Origin of the sequence: Pseudomonas sp. P9_31 (genome assembly GCF_034008235.1) — a bacterium.
Classification (GTDB): domain Bacteria; phylum Pseudomonadota; class Gammaproteobacteria; order Pseudomonadales; family Pseudomonadaceae; genus Aquipseudomonas.
On sequence record NZ_CP125375.1, the window covers coordinates 2,901,535 to 2,915,588 of the forward strand.

General features: G+C 57.5%; 24 protein-coding genes. 10 read left to right on the forward strand and 14 right to left on the reverse strand.

The window, feature by feature from the left end:
• Positions 1-102 precede the first annotated feature (102 nt).
• Positions 103-738: an FMN-binding negative transcriptional regulator gene (locus tag QMK51_RS12640; protein WP_320394267.1), complete on the forward strand. Its 636-nt coding sequence runs from the start codon at positions 103-105 to the stop codon at positions 736-738.
• A 310-nt stretch (positions 739-1,048) separates the two neighbouring features.
• On the opposite strand, the gene QMK51_RS12645 is transcribed toward QMK51_RS12640, so the two are convergent.
• The 13 genes from QMK51_RS12645 to QMK51_RS12705 form a co-directional block, all read right to left on the reverse strand.
• Positions 1,049-1,405, reverse strand: a complete 357-nt coding sequence (locus QMK51_RS12645) for a phage protein Gp27 family protein (RefSeq protein ID WP_320394268.1) — start codon at positions 1,403-1,405, stop codon at positions 1,049-1,051.
• Between the two features lie 11 nt (positions 1,406-1,416).
• Positions 1,417-1,776 (reverse strand): Mor transcription activator family protein, encoded by a 360-nt coding sequence (locus tag QMK51_RS12650; RefSeq protein WP_258699725.1) that lies wholly within the window; start codon positions 1,774-1,776, stop codon positions 1,417-1,419.
• The gene (locus QMK51_RS12655; protein ID WP_320394269.1) at positions 1,773-2,240 is read right to left on the reverse strand and encodes a regulatory protein GemA; all 468 of its coding nucleotides are present in this window, start codon (positions 2,238-2,240) and stop codon (positions 1,773-1,775) included. The genes QMK51_RS12650 and QMK51_RS12655 overlap by 4 nt, the downstream gene beginning before the upstream one ends.
• Before the next feature lie 199 nt (positions 2,241-2,439).
• On the reverse strand, positions 2,440-2,670 hold the full coding sequence (locus QMK51_RS12660) for a hypothetical protein (protein WP_320394270.1): 231 nt from the start codon (positions 2,668-2,670) through the stop codon (positions 2,440-2,442).
• Between the two features lies 1 nt (position 2,671).
• On the reverse strand, positions 2,672-3,112 hold the full coding sequence (locus tag QMK51_RS12665; RefSeq protein ID WP_320394271.1) for a hypothetical protein: 441 nt from the start codon (positions 3,110-3,112) through the stop codon (positions 2,672-2,674).
• Between the two features lies 1 nt (position 3,113).
• A complete protein-coding gene (locus tag QMK51_RS12670; protein ID WP_258699730.1) occupies positions 3,114-3,740 on the reverse strand; it encodes a DUF3164 family protein in 627 nt (208 codons plus the stop codon).
• The gene (locus QMK51_RS12675; RefSeq protein WP_320394272.1) at positions 3,727-4,212 is read right to left on the reverse strand and encodes a hypothetical protein; all 486 of its coding nucleotides are present in this window, start codon (positions 4,210-4,212) and stop codon (positions 3,727-3,729) included. Before QMK51_RS12675 ends, QMK51_RS12670 begins: the two co-directional genes overlap by 14 nt.
• Entirely contained in the window at positions 4,209-4,526 is a 318-nt protein-coding gene (locus tag QMK51_RS12680; protein WP_258699732.1) for a hypothetical protein, read from the reverse strand. The genes QMK51_RS12675 and QMK51_RS12680 overlap by 4 nt, the downstream gene beginning before the upstream one ends.
• Before the next feature lies 1 nt (position 4,527).
• Complete coding sequence (locus QMK51_RS12685; RefSeq protein ID WP_258699733.1) at positions 4,528-5,709, reverse strand: ExeA family protein; 1,182 nt, start codon at positions 5,707-5,709, stop codon at positions 4,528-4,530.
• On the reverse strand, positions 5,709-7,484 hold the full coding sequence (locus QMK51_RS12690; protein WP_320394273.1) for a DDE-type integrase/transposase/recombinase: 1,776 nt from the start codon (positions 7,482-7,484) through the stop codon (positions 5,709-5,711). Before QMK51_RS12690 ends, QMK51_RS12685 begins: the two co-directional genes overlap by 1 nt.
• A gap of 3 nt (positions 7,485-7,487) precedes the next feature.
• Entirely contained in the window at positions 7,488-8,420 is a 933-nt protein-coding gene (locus tag QMK51_RS12695) for a hypothetical protein (protein WP_320394274.1), read from the reverse strand.
• Between the two features lie 10 nt (positions 8,421-8,430).
• Positions 8,431-8,733 carry a helix-turn-helix domain-containing protein gene (locus tag QMK51_RS12700; RefSeq protein WP_258699736.1) on the reverse strand — a complete coding sequence of 101 codons (303 nt, stop codon included), beginning with the start codon at positions 8,731-8,733 and terminating at the stop codon, positions 8,431-8,433.
• On the reverse strand, positions 8,730-9,209 hold the full coding sequence (locus QMK51_RS12705) for a hypothetical protein (protein ID WP_320394275.1): 480 nt from the start codon (positions 9,207-9,209) through the stop codon (positions 8,730-8,732). Before QMK51_RS12705 ends, QMK51_RS12700 begins: the two co-directional genes overlap by 4 nt.
• A 112-nt stretch (positions 9,210-9,321) precedes the next feature.
• Between QMK51_RS12705 and QMK51_RS12710 the strand changes: the two genes are divergently transcribed.
• Entirely contained in the window at positions 9,322-9,561 is a 240-nt protein-coding gene (locus QMK51_RS12710; protein WP_320394276.1) for a hypothetical protein, read from the forward strand.
• 3 nt (positions 9,562-9,564) lie between these two features.
• Here QMK51_RS12710 and QMK51_RS12715 read toward each other — a convergent pair whose 3' ends face one another.
• Entirely contained in the window at positions 9,565-9,777 is a 213-nt protein-coding gene (locus QMK51_RS12715) for a DNA-binding protein (protein WP_320394277.1), read from the reverse strand.
• 46 nt (positions 9,778-9,823) lie between these two features.
• Here QMK51_RS12715 and QMK51_RS12720 point away from each other — a divergent pair, with 46 nt between their 5' ends.
• The 8 genes from QMK51_RS12720 (at position 9,824) to QMK51_RS12755 (ending at position 14,026) form a co-directional block, all read left to right on the forward strand.
• Complete coding sequence (locus QMK51_RS12720) at positions 9,824-10,279, forward strand: XRE family transcriptional regulator (RefSeq protein ID WP_320394278.1); 456 nt, start codon at positions 9,824-9,826, stop codon at positions 10,277-10,279.
• A gap of 3 nt (positions 10,280-10,282) precedes the next feature.
• Positions 10,283-10,879, forward strand: a complete 597-nt coding sequence (locus QMK51_RS12725; RefSeq protein ID WP_320394279.1) for a hypothetical protein — start codon at positions 10,283-10,285, stop codon at positions 10,877-10,879.
• 57 nt (positions 10,880-10,936) lie between these two features.
• Positions 10,937-11,494: a hypothetical protein gene (locus QMK51_RS12730; RefSeq protein ID WP_320394280.1), complete on the forward strand. Its 558-nt coding sequence runs from the start codon at positions 10,937-10,939 to the stop codon at positions 11,492-11,494.
• Positions 11,495-11,572: 78 nt separating this feature from the next.
• A complete protein-coding gene (locus tag QMK51_RS12735; RefSeq protein ID WP_320394281.1) occupies positions 11,573-11,968 on the forward strand; it encodes a hypothetical protein in 396 nt (131 codons plus the stop codon).
• Positions 11,969-11,975: 7 nt separating this feature from the next.
• A complete protein-coding gene (locus QMK51_RS12740) occupies positions 11,976-12,389 on the forward strand; it encodes a hypothetical protein (RefSeq protein ID WP_320394282.1) in 414 nt (137 codons plus the stop codon).
• Positions 12,390-12,500: 111 nt separating this feature from the next.
• Complete coding sequence (locus QMK51_RS12745) at positions 12,501-13,001, forward strand: structural protein (RefSeq protein ID WP_320394283.1); 501 nt, start codon at positions 12,501-12,503, stop codon at positions 12,999-13,001.
• Positions 12,998-13,216 carry a hypothetical protein gene (locus QMK51_RS12750; protein ID WP_320394284.1) on the forward strand — a complete coding sequence of 73 codons (219 nt, stop codon included), beginning with the start codon at positions 12,998-13,000 and terminating at the stop codon, positions 13,214-13,216. The genes QMK51_RS12745 and QMK51_RS12750 overlap by 4 nt, the downstream gene beginning before the upstream one ends.
• 195 nt (positions 13,217-13,411) lie before the next feature.
• Positions 13,412-14,026: a lysis protein gene (locus tag QMK51_RS12755; RefSeq protein ID WP_320394285.1), complete on the forward strand. Its 615-nt coding sequence runs from the start codon at positions 13,412-13,414 to the stop codon at positions 14,024-14,026.
• Positions 14,027-14,054: the final 28 nt, after the last annotated feature.

Below are 14,054 nucleotides of genomic sequence, written 5' to 3' on the forward strand. Positions count from 1 at the left end.
ATAGGAAGGCCACATCACCACTGCCGAGACGTTCGCAAAAGGCGAGTGTTTCCTTGGCTGTTCTGCGATGTCCCCACCCCTTGGACGATTGATGGAGTTGATATGTACGTACCTGCCCATTTCGATGAGCCCCGGGCCGAAGCCCTTCATGAACTGATGGTTCAGAACCCGCTTGGCATTCTTTTTACCAACGGCGAAAGCGGGCTGGATGCTAACCACATCCCTTTCGAGTTGAAGGCTTCGGAAGGGCAGTTCGGCGTTCTCCATGCTCACGTAGCGCGAGCCAATCCGGTCTGGCAAGACGTGAAGGACGGGGACGAAGTGCTGGTGGTTTTTCGTGGCGCTGAAGCTTACATCTCGCCCACCTGGTATCCGAGCAAGCACGAAGCCCACAAGCAGGTTCCGACCTGGAACTATAAGGTGGTGCACGCGCACGGGAGGATCACCATCCGGGATGATGAACGCTACGTTCGAGGATTGGTGGCGCTCCTGACCCGAACCCACGAGTCGTCCCAGCCTGAACCATGGAAAATGACGGATGCGCCCAAGGACTATATCGCCTCGATGCTTAAAGCGATCGTTGGGGTAGAGATCGAGATCACTCGATTGGTCGGTAAATTCAAGTTGGGTCAGAACAAGGAAGCGAGAGACATCCGCGGTGCCGGTCAGGCGTTGAAAGACAGCGGGAAAATAGCGTTAGGGGAGGCAATGCTCGCTGGCCTCGATGCCAAATTATGAGGTGAGCTGGCGTTGAGCAACGGTGTGAGATACCTCTGTCTTTGTTTGAAGCAAGGCCGGTGCGAGGTGAACTGAAACGGCTCTCCTCTGCACCGTTGCGAAGTCGAATGGAGATAAGCCTCAGTCCAGATCCCGACGGATCGCGTCGAGGCGTTCGTCGAGTAAGGGGGTGAGGAGGGCGTAGCACTCCGCCGGGGCGATGGACACTGTTCAGGACCGAGATAAATATCTAGGGATGGTTGAGATAATCATGGGATATGGGGGGCCATAGTGGGCGTTGCTGGGATCGAAACTGCAAAACCGTTGCACTCTATGCAACGGGATTGCGGGCCGAGTCAGTGGTCTGAATCCATTCTATGAGATCCTCAGCCAGTCCCAACAACTCACGCTGGTCCCTCCCCTCGTAAAGCGTAGAAGCAATCTCCAGGCAGCGAAAACGAACAGACTCTTCGTTTTGTACGGCCTTCTTCCATTCGACCAAATCTTCAAGGTGTGGATACTTCATGGCCGCCATATACCGATGAAGTGACAACCTGGATACGGTATGACCTTGCTCTGCTAGCCAAGCTACGTGGTCATCTAGGCTCGAATACCGTTGCTCGAAATACTTCCTTGTCAGCTCGGTCAAAATGTCTTCGGGTAGCGCTTCCATAGTAGAGCGTGACACTGTGTTCTCCATTACGAGTCCGTTTGACCAAACATATCACCCTGACGGCGCGCTATCTCGTCCTTTCGAACTGCCTTGACGATCTTGTAAATCCACTGGAGCGACACGGCGTACTTGCGCGCCAGCTCGCTGTGGTTGGTGCCATTGAATTCGTCATAGATCTGGCGATCACGGCGGCTCAACTTGACCGATAGCCCCATCGGAAAATACAGGTTCTGGCCGCCCCAGTGCGCCGCCATGCGGTCAGATACTTCCTGCGCCACATGCCGAGCGGCGGCTTCCTCCATCGACACCAACTCAACGAGCGCAACCGCGATGTGCTCGGTGAGATCTGTCAGCAGTTCGGGGCCTTTGCTTCTGAACTCAGTCATACACCCTCCTTTGCGGTGGCAGGCGCCAGCTCGATACGTTGCTGCCATTGCTTCAGGTTTTCGATTACGCGACTTGCCTGCGAGCCCTTGAGCCATTGCAGTGCGGCGACACCAGTCATATTCAAAACGAACTTTGCCAGCGCTTCCTCGGACGGGTCGCGCACCGCGCCGAGGTCGTGAAGGGTCAACCACATCGACCGGATTTTCCGCGACTGCCCGTCGGCCGCCATCGGACGCTGTTGCGCCTTACTTGGACGGACCGTGAAGCCGCGCAACTTGAGCTGTTCCAAAACCCGGTGCAGGTTTGGAACGCTCAAGTCAGCGGTGGACGTCGCGCCGTCCAATCCCTTCATGCCGGCCAGCATCAGGCGGTAGGTGTCGTCATCCATGCGCAGCTCACGCCGTGCAACGTGAATTAGCTTGATCAATGGCAGGCGGTTTGGGTTGGTAGGCGCTTTTTTCACTGGGCACCTCCAGACCGTGAGCGTGAGCTTACTTGCCGCTCATTCCGGGCCGCGTGGATCTGCTGCCGGATCTTGCTGCATTTCACATGGCTACCGACAACTCGCGGACGGTTGCATTGATCGCAAATCGCCTGGAACTCCAATACGCCGGATGTGAGCTTGCCTGTGCTGGTAGAGAGCGGCGCCAGTACCTTCTTGTTCATGCCCATTGCATGCGCTCCATCAGATCGATAGCAGCCTGCTGCGAGTCTTCGAATCCACCCACGGATAGTTCACGAGTGAAGTCTTCAAATTCGTTTCTATCGTCGAGGGCATGACCCGAAGACCATGCAGCTACACGAAGTCCTCCAATTTCCCGAGGTATGGCGCCGGTCATGCCTTCAACAACAAGTGTGTCGAACTTGGTTTCAGCTCCTTGGCCGTTGTCCATCTCACTGCTCCTCCGGGGTGATTCGCCATTTGCTGTGCAAACGGCCGATCTGCACGCACTCCAGACGTTCAATGCTCGCGGACCGGTCAGGGAACAACTTTTCAGCGAGGCGTTTAACCGGATACTCGTAATCATGGGTACAGGTCACACGTTTTCCACGCACAGTACTGGTGGCGTAACCATCGCCGTCCATGCGTACAGAAACCTCGACAGGCTCCAGCGGCTGCACCGACTGAACCGCGTACTTCACGCTGCCGACGAGGCCGCGCATTTTATATTCCACCGGACCGCCGGCCCTGAGAGTGGCCAGGTTGGTGACCGTCAGCCCGCGCCAGATATCGGTCTGATATGGCCAACTTTTGAGAACGACGCCGGCTTCGTCGACTGTCCAGATCAAGAAGTCCTGCTGGTGATCCTGAAATTCGATAAGGGTCTTGCTCATGTCACACCCCCGCCAAATCAAGACTGATAGCTTCATACCGGTCTGTATCGCCAACGCGCTCGTACAGTCGGATATAGCTGCGGCTGCCCGCGACCTGGATCGCATCGCCGATAGCCTCCATCGCCCGCTTCCAGCGCGAGTCATCAATGTCGTGGCGGCGTAGGGACAGGATTCGGGACGTCCGCAGTTCACCGTTACGGTCGGCCCGGAATGCGTCATTGATCAGCACGCGGACGCCGGGGTGTGAGTTGGCCGTCCACTCATGGGCACACTCATCAAGCAGGGCTTTGGCGGACTGAAGGTGTTCGTTGAACTCAATCTGATCCTGGTTAGCGCGCATCAGCTTGTAGCGGCCGTCGTAACTGGTCAGGGTCAAATTGCCCTTCGTGCCCCGCGAGACAACGCCGTACTGCTCTTTGCTGATCTGTTCCAGGGCGTCGATATCGCCGAAAACGCGTTCTTTGAAATTGAGCAACATCGCGCTGATAGCCTTGGCCTGATCAATGGCCTCCATCACCAGTTTGTCGCGCAACAGATCCGTAGGCTTGATGGAGGCCTCGGGCACCATTCGGCCGAGCGCATCGACGCGGTAACCCGCCGGAACTTGCAGAATGTCATTGGTCGCCATTGGTTTTTCCCTCAAGTATTTGGCGGAGCTGTTGCGCAGCGCGCCGGCAAGTTTCGTCAGCGCCCAAGCCGCTGACCTGTAAAGACACGCGCTTGGCGCCGCCGGCCTTGTCGTAAATCGTGACTTCCCAATCGCTGATCCGGTTGTAGCCAATCTCCAGCCACAGAAAGGGCATCACCAACAGGGCTTGGTCGAAGGCATCTAATAGTTCAGCCTGTCGAACAACCCGTTCACCGGAACGAACATCGAGACAGATCAGCGCCCGCCGGAGATGGCGGCCCGCGTCGTGAAACCGGTTTTCAGCTATCGCGGCGCTGGCCGACGCCAAATGGTCAGAAGCCACGGATGGGCGGTGAACATGTTCAAGCACCACCGCCACATGCCTCATGGCATCGGCCCAAGACATGGTTGGCAGTTCGCACCAAACGGCGTCCTGCAGAGCTTCAATTGAGTTATCCAGTGGCTGGTTCATTTGTCCTGCTCCTTGACCAAGGTGAACCAGACGACGCCAACGCCCCGGATCGTCGCCGTGTTGCGGGCGAATCGCCCGTCAGCGCTGCAACGCATGCCGCGAAGCTCATGGCCAAACCGACGCGACAGCAGGTCGAGGCTGTGGTGGTCGACAAAGATTTTGTTGTCCGACAGCACCAACGCCTTGATGGCGATCCCCGCTTCACGCATGTCGCGGGTCAGGCCGTTGAAGGCTGCCAGTTTTTCCGGGAATTCCTCGGCGAGAATGCTCAAAGGCTGATCTGGCGGCGGTGCTACGAGATATAGACCGGCCATGTCACACCCCCTTGACTACATCGGCGGTGACAATGGGTACGCCGAGGTGGGCGGCCAGATTCAGCGCCGCGATCATCAGGTTGCCGATGGCTAGCGGGTAAAGCAGCGACACGGTTTCGTCACGGCCGCCGCTACGTTTCGGCTGGGACAGGCGCGCAGCGAGTGCCTGAATACCGCCCTCGTCAATCACCTCGGCGAGCGCCTTGCCGGCCCGGTCGAAGCGGAATTTCAGGAATTCTTCCAGCCGGGAAGTTTCAATCGGCGTCAGCGTGACCCGCTCACAGCGCTGCACAACCTCACGCACATCGGCGTTGCGCTCGCTCAGCTTCACGCCCAGCTCGGGCTGGCCAATCATGATGATGCTGACCAGTTTGGTGAAACCGACCTCCAGCTCCAGGATGCGCTTGAGGTGCTTGAGGGTAGGAATCGGCAGGCTGTGGGCCTCTTCAATGACGAGACAGTGTCGATAGCCGGCCGCGTGCGATTCCTTCAGCGCCTTGTGCAACTGGGCAAACCGCGCCTCCGGGCTGCTTTTGGGTTTGGCGAGGGGCGCCACGGCGGCCATCATCGACTCGGCGATGTGCGTGCTTTTCAGCGATTTGCCCTTCGTGTCGTTGTCCTCGGACGCCAGTACATAGGGCTCAATGATGATGACCGGGTCGTTGTTCTCGGCGAGCCGGTTCACCAGGTCGCGGCGAAGCGTGCTTTTTCCGGCCCCTGATTCGCCCTCAACCGCAAGGAAGCCACCGTGACGTGCGGTCTGGTACATGACCTCGCGGACATAGCGAATATCAGGGCTTACCCACATGTCCTGGGCGCACTGCAACTCATCAAAGGGGTCGCGGAACAAGCCAAACGCTTTACGGGTATTTGGCTGAATGGTCTGTTTTGGCAGTAACATAGGTTCGTCCTCCCCGGACGGCTCTTTTTTAAGGGCCGGATCTGCCGTGTTGGCGCACGGCAGATCCACTTCTTCAAATGCGTTGGCGATATCGGCGTCATTGGCGCCGGACTCGGTCAGGAACACGCGAATGCGCCCCTGTAGTTCGTCACTGTCCAGGCTGCGCGGCCAATGGCCGTGGTTCAGCAACTGGGCGACAGTGGCGCCGCTGAGACTCAGCGACTCGGCTAAGGCCGATTGCGGGCGGCCCACCTCCTGTAGAATTTTTTTCAGCTTCAACATCACTCACCTCCAACCGCAGCCAGCACCAGGCTGAACGGTTTGCGCATGACCTCAACAGGTCGTTTCAGCTCGGCCTCAACGACGTCGAGCTGCTCTTCGGGAACTCCTTCCGGGTAACGCTGCTGCAGCCAGCCAAACGTTTCAGCCGTCCAGAGGTTGCCAAGGCGCGGGCGTAGTAGCTTCGCGGCTTCAACATGACTGAGTGGGGCAAGCTCAACGGTTGGCGCGTTGACGTTAAGGCTGTTGCCGCGCCGTGGCAGGTACGCTGGCAGCACGGTGTCGTTGACGTGTTTGTGCGGATCGATCAGGCCGCCGAATGGCACGGCCTTGGCCTTGCGGGCAACTTCCGCGCCCGCTTGATTGCTGGTTCCGGTCGCGATCTGTTCCAGCACTTTGCGCGACACTTGGGCTGGCGTTTCGGCGTGGCGTTTGTACTGCTCGCCGATGGTGGCGGAGGTTTCGGCGAAGCCAAACTCATCGACCCCGATTCGCTCGATGATGTGATAGTTTTCGCGTCCGTCGTCTCCCACCAGCACTGCGATAGCTGCGTCCTTATCGCGCCAGCAATTGCGGGTAATCAGCAGTTTTTCGCCGACCATCACCTCCGGCACAGAACTGACATCGAACTGAGCGCCCCGGAACGAGACACGCAACAGGTTGCTGACTTTGCGGTATTCCGGCGTGCTGACGGCCAGCTCTCGGCAAACCTCAACGCTCGGCGCGAGGCGCAACTGCTCCTGCCGGATCAATTGCCAGACGCCGTACCGGCTGCGCCGGGTGCGGGTATGAATGGAAGTCGCGTTGTAGTAACGCATCCACTGGCTGGCCCACGTGTTGATCTGCTCCAGAGTCTTTGCCGCCTGAAACTTCAGGGCGCTTTCAAATTCCCGCTCGACGATGTTGTGGGCCTGTTCAACCTGCCCCTTTGCCCGAGCATTACCTACCTGGTTGATGATCAGGTCGATGGACATGGCGCGGCAGAGGTTGCGAAAAATGCCGCTGGTCATTGCCGCGCCGGGGTCGGTCATCAGCATCCACGGCACGCCGTGGAACGGGTCTGATTCGCCGCGCTTCTGCATTGCGTTGATCAAAACGTTGCACAAGTTCTCGGCCGATTCCGCGCCGAGGACATACTCGACGTACAACGTGCCGCTGGTGTGGTCTGTAATCACGTAACGCCACAGCCGCTGACGCTCGATCTTCTTCAGGTTGCCGGGCTTGCCGTCGTAGAACTCGGCCTTGTTCATCACCCGCGCCCCATCATCTGCCAGATAGAACTGAGTCGAGATCGACGCGTCCACCTGCCAAACGTGGTTGGGGTGTTTGCTGGCGAGTGATACCGCTGGGGCGTCGTGCAACAACTGCTCCGGGTGCAACTTGTAAGCGCGCAGTGCCCGGCTGATTGCGCCACTGGTCAACGGGCGGAATACGCCCGTTTTTTCATCCACGCGGCCGGCCACGATCAGGTTATTACTGCGCAGCCGTTCTACGGCGCGCTCGATGGTGGACAACTGTTTATTGTTGGCGCGGATCGACTCCAGTAACACGGCGGATATCCTCCGGGCTTCCTCAATTGGCAGCGCGCTAGATCCGGCGTCATTACGACGCTTGCGGGGCTTCGCCACGCGAACCTCCTTCAGCTTGCGCTGCAGGGTTTGAAGAGACACACCCAGCTCAGCCGCGCCCGCCTGGTAAACGGCGGTACGCTGGCCGTGCGGGGCGTTCTCGGCGCGTTGGGCGATTTGGGCCAACTGCTGGATCTGTACCGGGTTCATGGCTTAAGCCTCGTCCGCCGTCATCCACGCGGGGGCGCTGCCCTCGGCGTGTTCGGGCAAATTGAATTCGCTGCGGACAGTGGCGAGGGTGACCTCTAGTTGGCGGATCAGATCCGCCTGATAACCCCGGTGGTCTTGCCCGTTTTCAGCGCCGTGTACGGCCATCTGCGAGAAGCCGTCGCGCAGTTCACCAAGGATCTTGGCCTCAACCTCAAACTGGATGCCTACGACCTCGCCGCGCAGATCTTTGATTACATCGTCCGGCGTGGCGGTTTGGATGCGTTTGCGGTTTTTCTCCAGCTCCTGCTTGGCGGTGTCCAGTTCCTTGGTTTTATTCGCCATGACTTCGCCCTGGGCTTCGTAGTCGGCGTTGACGTCATCGAGCCGCTGAGTCAGCGCCTCTTTCTCCTTGGCGTTCTTTGAAATGATCTCTTCGGCAAGGTCGAGAAATGCCTCTTTGTCGCCGGCCTTGGCGACTTCAATGAGCGCGGCTTGTTCGTTTTCAGGAAGACGGCGGTATTGGCGAAGCTCGCGGTAGCCGATGCCCATGCGTGACATCGAATCAAGCGCTTCCTCGCCGAAGGCCCGAAGATTGGCGATGTCCAGATCTGCTTTGTCTGAAGACATTCCGAGAACCTGGCAAAACTCCTCCCACGTCCCAGAAAACACCGAACCGTTCGGGTTTTTACGGCCTGCCAGTGCTCGGTAGAGCTTGTTTTCCTTGACGTAAGCAAGTTTGGAAGTCCGAACGGTTCGGGAAAATTCCTCAAATGCGCCGGCCATTTGAGCCTGCCCCAGCAGTTGGTTGACCATGTCCCGCTCATCACTGTGCGACGCCTGAAGTGTTGCCATAGCGTTCTGATTTGCGGTCAACATTTCGCCGTCCAAAACAGGCAGTTCAGTGCTTTCAACGGGTTGAGTCTTTGTACGTGCCATGGGGTTCTCCTCAGATCTGCGAGCCAGCGGCAACCCGCTGATTGATTTCATGTAGACGCCCGGTCAGGCGCGCCATGTGTTCGGCGTGTGATTGGGCGATTTGCAGCATTGCGATGGAGTGGGCGAACCGGCCGTTATCCAGCTTCACCGCGAGGCCTTCCTCGATTAGGGTTTGCACTGCCCGGGTGACGTTGCTCGGGCTGTCTCCGGCCAATTGAGCCAGCTCGGCATTGCTCAGCCCCGTGACCGTATGGCCCTTCAATGCTTTTAGAACGCGCAAGACACGTCCCGCGCTTGATGCCGTGCGCGTCATGGCCGATCCTCCAGTTCAAGTTGAGGGGTTGGGGTCTGGCTGACATTGCCTCTGTGCCAAGCGAGGCTTTCCATTGCGGCCTGAATGGCGGCAAGGGTTTCTTCGGCTTCGCTGTTTTTGGCGTAGAAGGCCAGCAGCTTTCCGGCTGCCGTCGTCAATAGCTCTTGCAGGGCTTGGGTGTCCTGCGCGGTGCAGTGCCGCCCCGTTGGGATATCGATGGTCAGCCGGCCGGCACTCGCCGCGATCCAGCGGGTTACGTAATCGCAGCAACAAGCACGCTCATAGGGCCGAATCAAGTTGGCCGGCATGCGGCCAGTTTGTAACCATTTGTAGACTGACCAGTGATCCGCGACCCCCATTTCATCGGCGATCCGATCCACACCTTTGTTGTGAACTTCCTTCGCGAAGTCCTTGCACAGCTCAAGTGCGTGGCGTAGGGACGTCGGCTGCATGTTCTTCCAACGGCGGCGACTCATTGGAATGTTCCTACAAGGACGTCTTCCAAACAAAAATCCGTTTTGCACATAGGCAAAAGGATTACTGCGGGTGCAAAGTTTTCGGGTACATTCGCAAACGTGGGCATAAGCAATGACCGACCGTATTGAAAGACTAGAGGCGCAAGTGAACGCGTTGGCGCAGGGCTGGTTACGCCTTGCCGCGATTCTTGAGGTTGAGGGGCTGGCGACGTCTGAGCGCATCGATCAAGCGCTACGACCGATTCGTTGGCCTGGGCAACCGATAGAAGCCGAAGCAACGAAGACGCTTGCGTGGCTGTGCGATCAGTTGGCCGAAGCGCGGGACGCCCGTCTGACTTCCGCTGCAAGGTAGCCATTACGCTGCCAATGCCGCAGAAGGCTTGAGGCCAAGCTTCACGGCAATTTCGTGCGCCTTGCCGTAATTGGCTTTGGCTTGGCCATTGAGGACGCGATACACCTCATTGCGGGTGTAGCCGTTCTCGGTAGCCCATTGAGTGATGGTTTTGCCTACCCGGCGAAAGTTTTCTTTCACTTGGTCGGCGGTTAGGGCTTTGACATGGGTGGCCATGGTGGTGGCTCCTGTGATGCAAAGATAATTGGGTTATGTGGCAATCATGATGGTATCTAAAAAGATACCTGTCAATAGTAGGGGTATGCTTTTGAATATTGGAGAGCGCCTCAGGGAAGAGCGAGAACGGCTGGGCTATAGCCAGTCAGCAATTGGAGCCATCGGAGGGGTCAAGAAGCTTGCTCAGCTGAAGTACGAGCAGGGTGAACGGTTTCCCGGAGCGGACTACTTGGCTGCGCTTGCGAAAGTAGGAGTGGATGCGCTGTACATCGTCACTGGCGAGCGATCTGCCGGCTCGCTCACAGCGGACGAAACGGAGTTACTTGAAAAATTCAGATCCGCGCCATTAGCAGTTAAAGCAGCGGCTATCGCGGCCGTCACCGCAGGATCTGCCCCGGTAAAACAAACGTTTCACGGGTCGGTGGGCCAGTCTGTGGCCGGCAACATCACCAACAAGTCAGGCGTTACCTTTAATGTTGGGGATGTGAAATCTAAGGAGTAACCCATGAAGCAGGACTTTCATGGCGGCGTAGGCCAAGTGGCCGGGGGCGATATCAACAATTTCGGTGTAAACATCAGTCTCGTTAACAACGATAAGGCTGAGACTCGTGGTTTGGTATCTGCTCAGCGTAAAGAACTGCATGAGCTGCGCGCAAAGTGCGAGGAGCTGGGGGATGACCCCCGTGACGTTTGGCGTAGAGTTCACGCTCAACTCGGGGTGACCTCGATTAGTGAGATCACCTCAGAGCAGTTCGTTAACGCGCGAAGCGTGATGCAGGCGAGGTTGGAATTTCTTCAAGAAGAGGCTGATAAGCGTCGGCTGGTGGGCAAGGTGTTGCGGGTCGTAGCTGAGAAAGATGCGAAGGCCGAAATGAACAATTTCTGTGAGTTGAGCTTTGGCCGCACTCAGCTAAAAAACCTTCAGAAACCGCAGCTTCAACAGACTTTAGAGTTTGTTCAGGGCTTCCAGCCTATGAGACAGCCAGCGGCGCCCGTAGTCGAGACCAGAGTAGTCTCGATTCGCGAGTTCCTCGTTGTACACAAACAAAACGCTGCCGCTCTGTTTTGTCTAGGCGTGTTGATCGGTGGGATTTGGTTCTGAACGAGTTTTCTGTTCGGGTCGAAAGTTGAAAAATCATTTGTGCAGGGAGCGTGATTGATGAAAAGAGTTTTCAGTGTGTTCATTTTTTTTGTGGCCGTGGTTGCTCAGGCGGAGCCTTTCAAGGAAGCAAGCCCTGAGTCACTGAAGCAGGCTACGAAACAAATGAATGCTCTCAACAAAGCAATGACTGATGGCGTCGCCATACTAAAACGCGGAGATTCGGCCGCTATCACCGCGCACAGTAAGCGTTTTTCCGCGTTGGTCGCGTCAGGGGAAAGCCAATTCGGCAACACAATCTTTGAACCACTTGGCAGTTGCTCCGTCGCTGGCAGTTTTTCCCGTACTTGGTGGAATGCTCAGTTGTTTGCGGCTTACAACGGCGGCGTCGAGCAGAGACTTGGCTCAATCAAGGACACCCTCAGTGAGTTTCAGGCAAAGCGAGATGAGTGTCTCCAGTCCTCAGACCCTGTGATTGCAGCGAAGGCCGCCGCTGAAAGTGATGCGGATCTGAAGAAAAAGTTTGGCGGCGGCCGAGAGTGCCTCACGGTCTTCACGGTTGACTCCGAGACAAAGGAACTCGTTGAGAAACCTAAGCCAGCCCACTGCAAAAGCTGACTAAAGCGAGGCCTCTGGGCGGCGGACTAAAGCGTCTTTAGCTGAATTGCTATAGGCAAACAAACGAAGAGAGCGAACATGGGAAATCAGTCTTTCAATAGCGAAGTCGGGCAAGTAGCTGGTGGCGATATCATCAACAACTATGGCTTAGATGATCTGACTGGCAAAAGCCGTGAGCAAGTGGCTCAGGTGCTCGTTGAGCTGCGTGAACGGCTGACAGATGCGCAAAAGAAAATATTCTTAAACCCTCTAACAGGGTGGATGGCCTTAGGCGCTATGTCGTTCCTCATAGAGATGTTTTCTGGAATCGCGTTTACATCTCCGCTGCTGATCGCGGCAACCATGTTTTTCGGGGTTCTGGTGCCGTACTTCTTCTTCATGCCGAGGCAAAGAAAGTATGGCCGACTGGTATATGAATACCGGGAAAGCATCGACTACGTAGAAATCTACCAACACCGACGTGGCTGGAGCTGAGGTTTTCATGGGGCATCAAATATTTAACGGCAGTATCGGTCAGGTTGCGGGCAAGAACATCATCAACCACCCGAAATGGGATCAGCTCACCAGCGAGGAGCTGAAGCGGGTCATGACCGAGTACAAGAGAGAGCGGCTCGGCGCGTTCTTTAGACAATGGATTAACCCGGCCGCGCTGTTGCTCCTGCTGGCCTGTACCGCATTCGGCGTTTGGGGCTGGTATATGCTCAGGATCGATGGTTTGAGTGGCGAAATCAGTACCGCCAAATGGGTTGTGTTCGGTTGTTTTGTAGCAGTGATCAGCGGCTCCGCTTGGTGGTTGCACTCGATCAGGCAAGCCGCAACCACAACGATCTCCGAGTTAGATGCTGACCTAAAAGAAATCAGCAGCGTGCTACGTTTTAGAAAAGCCAAGCGCTAGCAAAAGACCTCTTTAAACTCGATTAAAAGCCCTCCTGTACCACGCCGCCCATGATGGCGGCGTGTGTATTTCTGGCGCCCGAAAACAGCGGCGCCGCTACAGGAGGCGCCCATGCGACCCGAAAATCCTCGCGGTATCCGCAACTTCAACCCCGGCAATATTCGCCACGCCAAAGGCGTGCGCTGGCAAGGCATGGCCGCCACTCAAGGCGATGGTGAGTTCGTCCAATTCACGGCCCCACGCTGGGGCATTCGTGCCATCGCCCGCGTGCTGATTACCTATCAGGACAAACGACTCGCCGCAGACGGCAGCCGGATCGACTCAGTGCGCGAGATCATTGAGCGCTGGGCGCCGCCCACCGAAAACAACACCGAAGCTTACGTCTTGACCGTGGCTCGCGCCGTAGGGTTTGACCCGGACTTCGAAGGCGTTGACGTCTACGACTTTGATGTCATGCGCTCCCTGGTCAAGTCCATCATTCGGCATGAAAACGGCCCCGGCCCATTACCAGGCGGCCAATGGTACGGCGACTCGATTATCGCGGATGGGCTGACGCTGGCGGGCATCGAGCGCGGCGCCACTCACGGCCGAACCGCAGGGCTAGCAGCATGAGGCTCATTTGCGGTTGGCGCCGCTGCTACAAGCTCTACAGCGTTCAGCTCGGGCTGCTGATCGCTTTCTTCGGTCTCGCTCAAATGGAACTGCTGCCCATGTGGGAAGCGCAGCTTTCGCCCAAGGCATACGCGGCACTGAACAGCGGCTTGGCGCTGGTTCTGTTCATTGCTCGTCTGATCAAGCAAGGCCCGGATCAGGAGGCGCTCAAATGAGGCTGAACCTGTTTGGCCGCGTTTTCAACGCACTGCTCGCCGGCCTGCTTTGCGGCCAGTCTTGGGCCGCCACCTTCCACACTCTCGGAACATGGAGCGGCCCGCAAGTCGTCCGCATTTGCCGCCGGGGCAAGACGGGCATCGCCGCCGCGAAACGCCGCGCCCGAAAGTCCCGCAACCGCCGGAGACAGCACCATGGGCGCGCTTGATCAGGTCGTCTGGCCGCGCTCGGCCCGGATTCTCGCCATTGCCTTCGCTTGCCTGTTGAGCGCACTCGCGGGCGGCGCCGCCACCGCTGGTTTTGCTTTCAACTACGCAAAGGCGCTGGGGGAAACAGACCTCGCGAACCTCAAAACCCAACAAGCGGAACAGACCACTAAAGCGGCGAATGAAAGCCGCCTTTTGTTGCTTCAGCATATCGCACGCGTCAACGAGGCCGAGGCGCTGATGTACGCGACTATCGACCAACTCGCCGAAGAAAAACGCCAATTGCAGGAGCGGATTCCCCATGTCACGACCCAATACATTCCGGCGCCTGGCGCTACGGCTAAGCCCGTTCCTCGTTGCGTGTTCACTGCTGGCTGGATGCGCGACTACAACGTCGCCCTCGGCGTGCCTGCCCCAAGATCCGGCGCCGCTGACTCCGCGTCTAAAAAAGCGGCCTGGCCCGCCCCCGGCACTGACGCCGAACTACTGGAAAGCGGCGTCACTCCGGCAGACATCCTTGCCCACGCTCAGGATTACGGCGAGTGGGCACGTACCAATCTCGCCCAACTCAATGAGCTGCTCGATTTACGAGAAAAGGACTGACGCCATATGGCTGTAGGCGACGTTTTGG

Excerpts from the sequence above, each read along its gene's own strand:
- QMK51_RS12640 (WP_320394267.1), top strand. The coding sequence starts at position 103 with ATGTACGTACCTGCCCATTTCGATGAGCCCCGGGCCGAAGCCCTTCAT.
- QMK51_RS12650 (WP_258699725.1), bottom strand. The coding sequence starts at position 1,776 with ATGACTGAGTTCAGAAGCAAAGGCCCCGAACTGCTGACAGATCTCACC.
- QMK51_RS12660 (WP_320394270.1), bottom strand. The coding sequence starts at position 2,670 with ATGGACAACGGCCAAGGAGCTGAAACCAAGTTCGACACACTTGTTGTT.
- QMK51_RS12665 (WP_320394271.1), bottom strand. The coding sequence starts at position 3,112 with ATGAGCAAGACCCTTATCGAATTTCAGGATCACCAGCAGGACTTCTTG.
- QMK51_RS12670 (WP_258699730.1), bottom strand. The coding sequence starts at position 3,740 with ATGGCGACCAATGACATTCTGCAAGTTCCGGCGGGTTACCGCGTCGAT.
- QMK51_RS12675 (WP_320394272.1), bottom strand. The coding sequence starts at position 4,212 with ATGAACCAGCCACTGGATAACTCAATTGAAGCTCTGCAGGACGCCGTT.
- QMK51_RS12680 (WP_258699732.1), bottom strand. The coding sequence starts at position 4,526 with ATGGCCGGTCTATATCTCGTAGCACCGCCGCCAGATCAGCCTTTGAGC.
- QMK51_RS12685 (WP_258699733.1), bottom strand. The coding sequence starts at position 5,709 with ATGTTGAAGCTGAAAAAAATTCTACAGGAGGTGGGCCGCCCGCAATCG.
- QMK51_RS12690 (WP_320394273.1), bottom strand. The coding sequence starts at position 7,484 with ATGAACCCGGTACAGATCCAGCAGTTGGCCCAAATCGCCCAACGCGCC.
- QMK51_RS12695 (WP_320394274.1), bottom strand. The coding sequence starts at position 8,420 with ATGGCACGTACAAAGACTCAACCCGTTGAAAGCACTGAACTGCCTGTT.
- QMK51_RS12700 (WP_258699736.1), bottom strand. The coding sequence starts at position 8,733 with ATGACGCGCACGGCATCAAGCGCGGGACGTGTCTTGCGCGTTCTAAAA.
- QMK51_RS12705 (WP_320394275.1), bottom strand. The coding sequence starts at position 9,209 with ATGAGTCGCCGCCGTTGGAAGAACATGCAGCCGACGTCCCTACGCCAC.
- QMK51_RS12710 (WP_320394276.1), top strand. The coding sequence starts at position 9,322 with ATGACCGACCGTATTGAAAGACTAGAGGCGCAAGTGAACGCGTTGGCG.
- QMK51_RS12715 (WP_320394277.1), bottom strand. The coding sequence starts at position 9,777 with ATGGCCACCCATGTCAAAGCCCTAACCGCCGACCAAGTGAAAGAAAAC.
- QMK51_RS12720 (WP_320394278.1), top strand. The coding sequence starts at position 9,824 with ATGATGGTATCTAAAAAGATACCTGTCAATAGTAGGGGTATGCTTTTG.
- QMK51_RS12725 (WP_320394279.1), top strand. The coding sequence starts at position 10,283 with ATGAAGCAGGACTTTCATGGCGGCGTAGGCCAAGTGGCCGGGGGCGAT.
- QMK51_RS12730 (WP_320394280.1), top strand. The coding sequence starts at position 10,937 with ATGAAAAGAGTTTTCAGTGTGTTCATTTTTTTTGTGGCCGTGGTTGCT.
- QMK51_RS12735 (WP_320394281.1), top strand. The coding sequence starts at position 11,573 with ATGGGAAATCAGTCTTTCAATAGCGAAGTCGGGCAAGTAGCTGGTGGC.
- QMK51_RS12740 (WP_320394282.1), top strand. The coding sequence starts at position 11,976 with ATGGGGCATCAAATATTTAACGGCAGTATCGGTCAGGTTGCGGGCAAG.
- QMK51_RS12745 (WP_320394283.1), top strand. The coding sequence starts at position 12,501 with ATGCGACCCGAAAATCCTCGCGGTATCCGCAACTTCAACCCCGGCAAT.
- QMK51_RS12750 (WP_320394284.1), top strand. The coding sequence starts at position 12,998 with ATGAGGCTCATTTGCGGTTGGCGCCGCTGCTACAAGCTCTACAGCGTT.
- QMK51_RS12755 (WP_320394285.1), top strand. The coding sequence starts at position 13,412 with ATGGGCGCGCTTGATCAGGTCGTCTGGCCGCGCTCGGCCCGGATTCTC.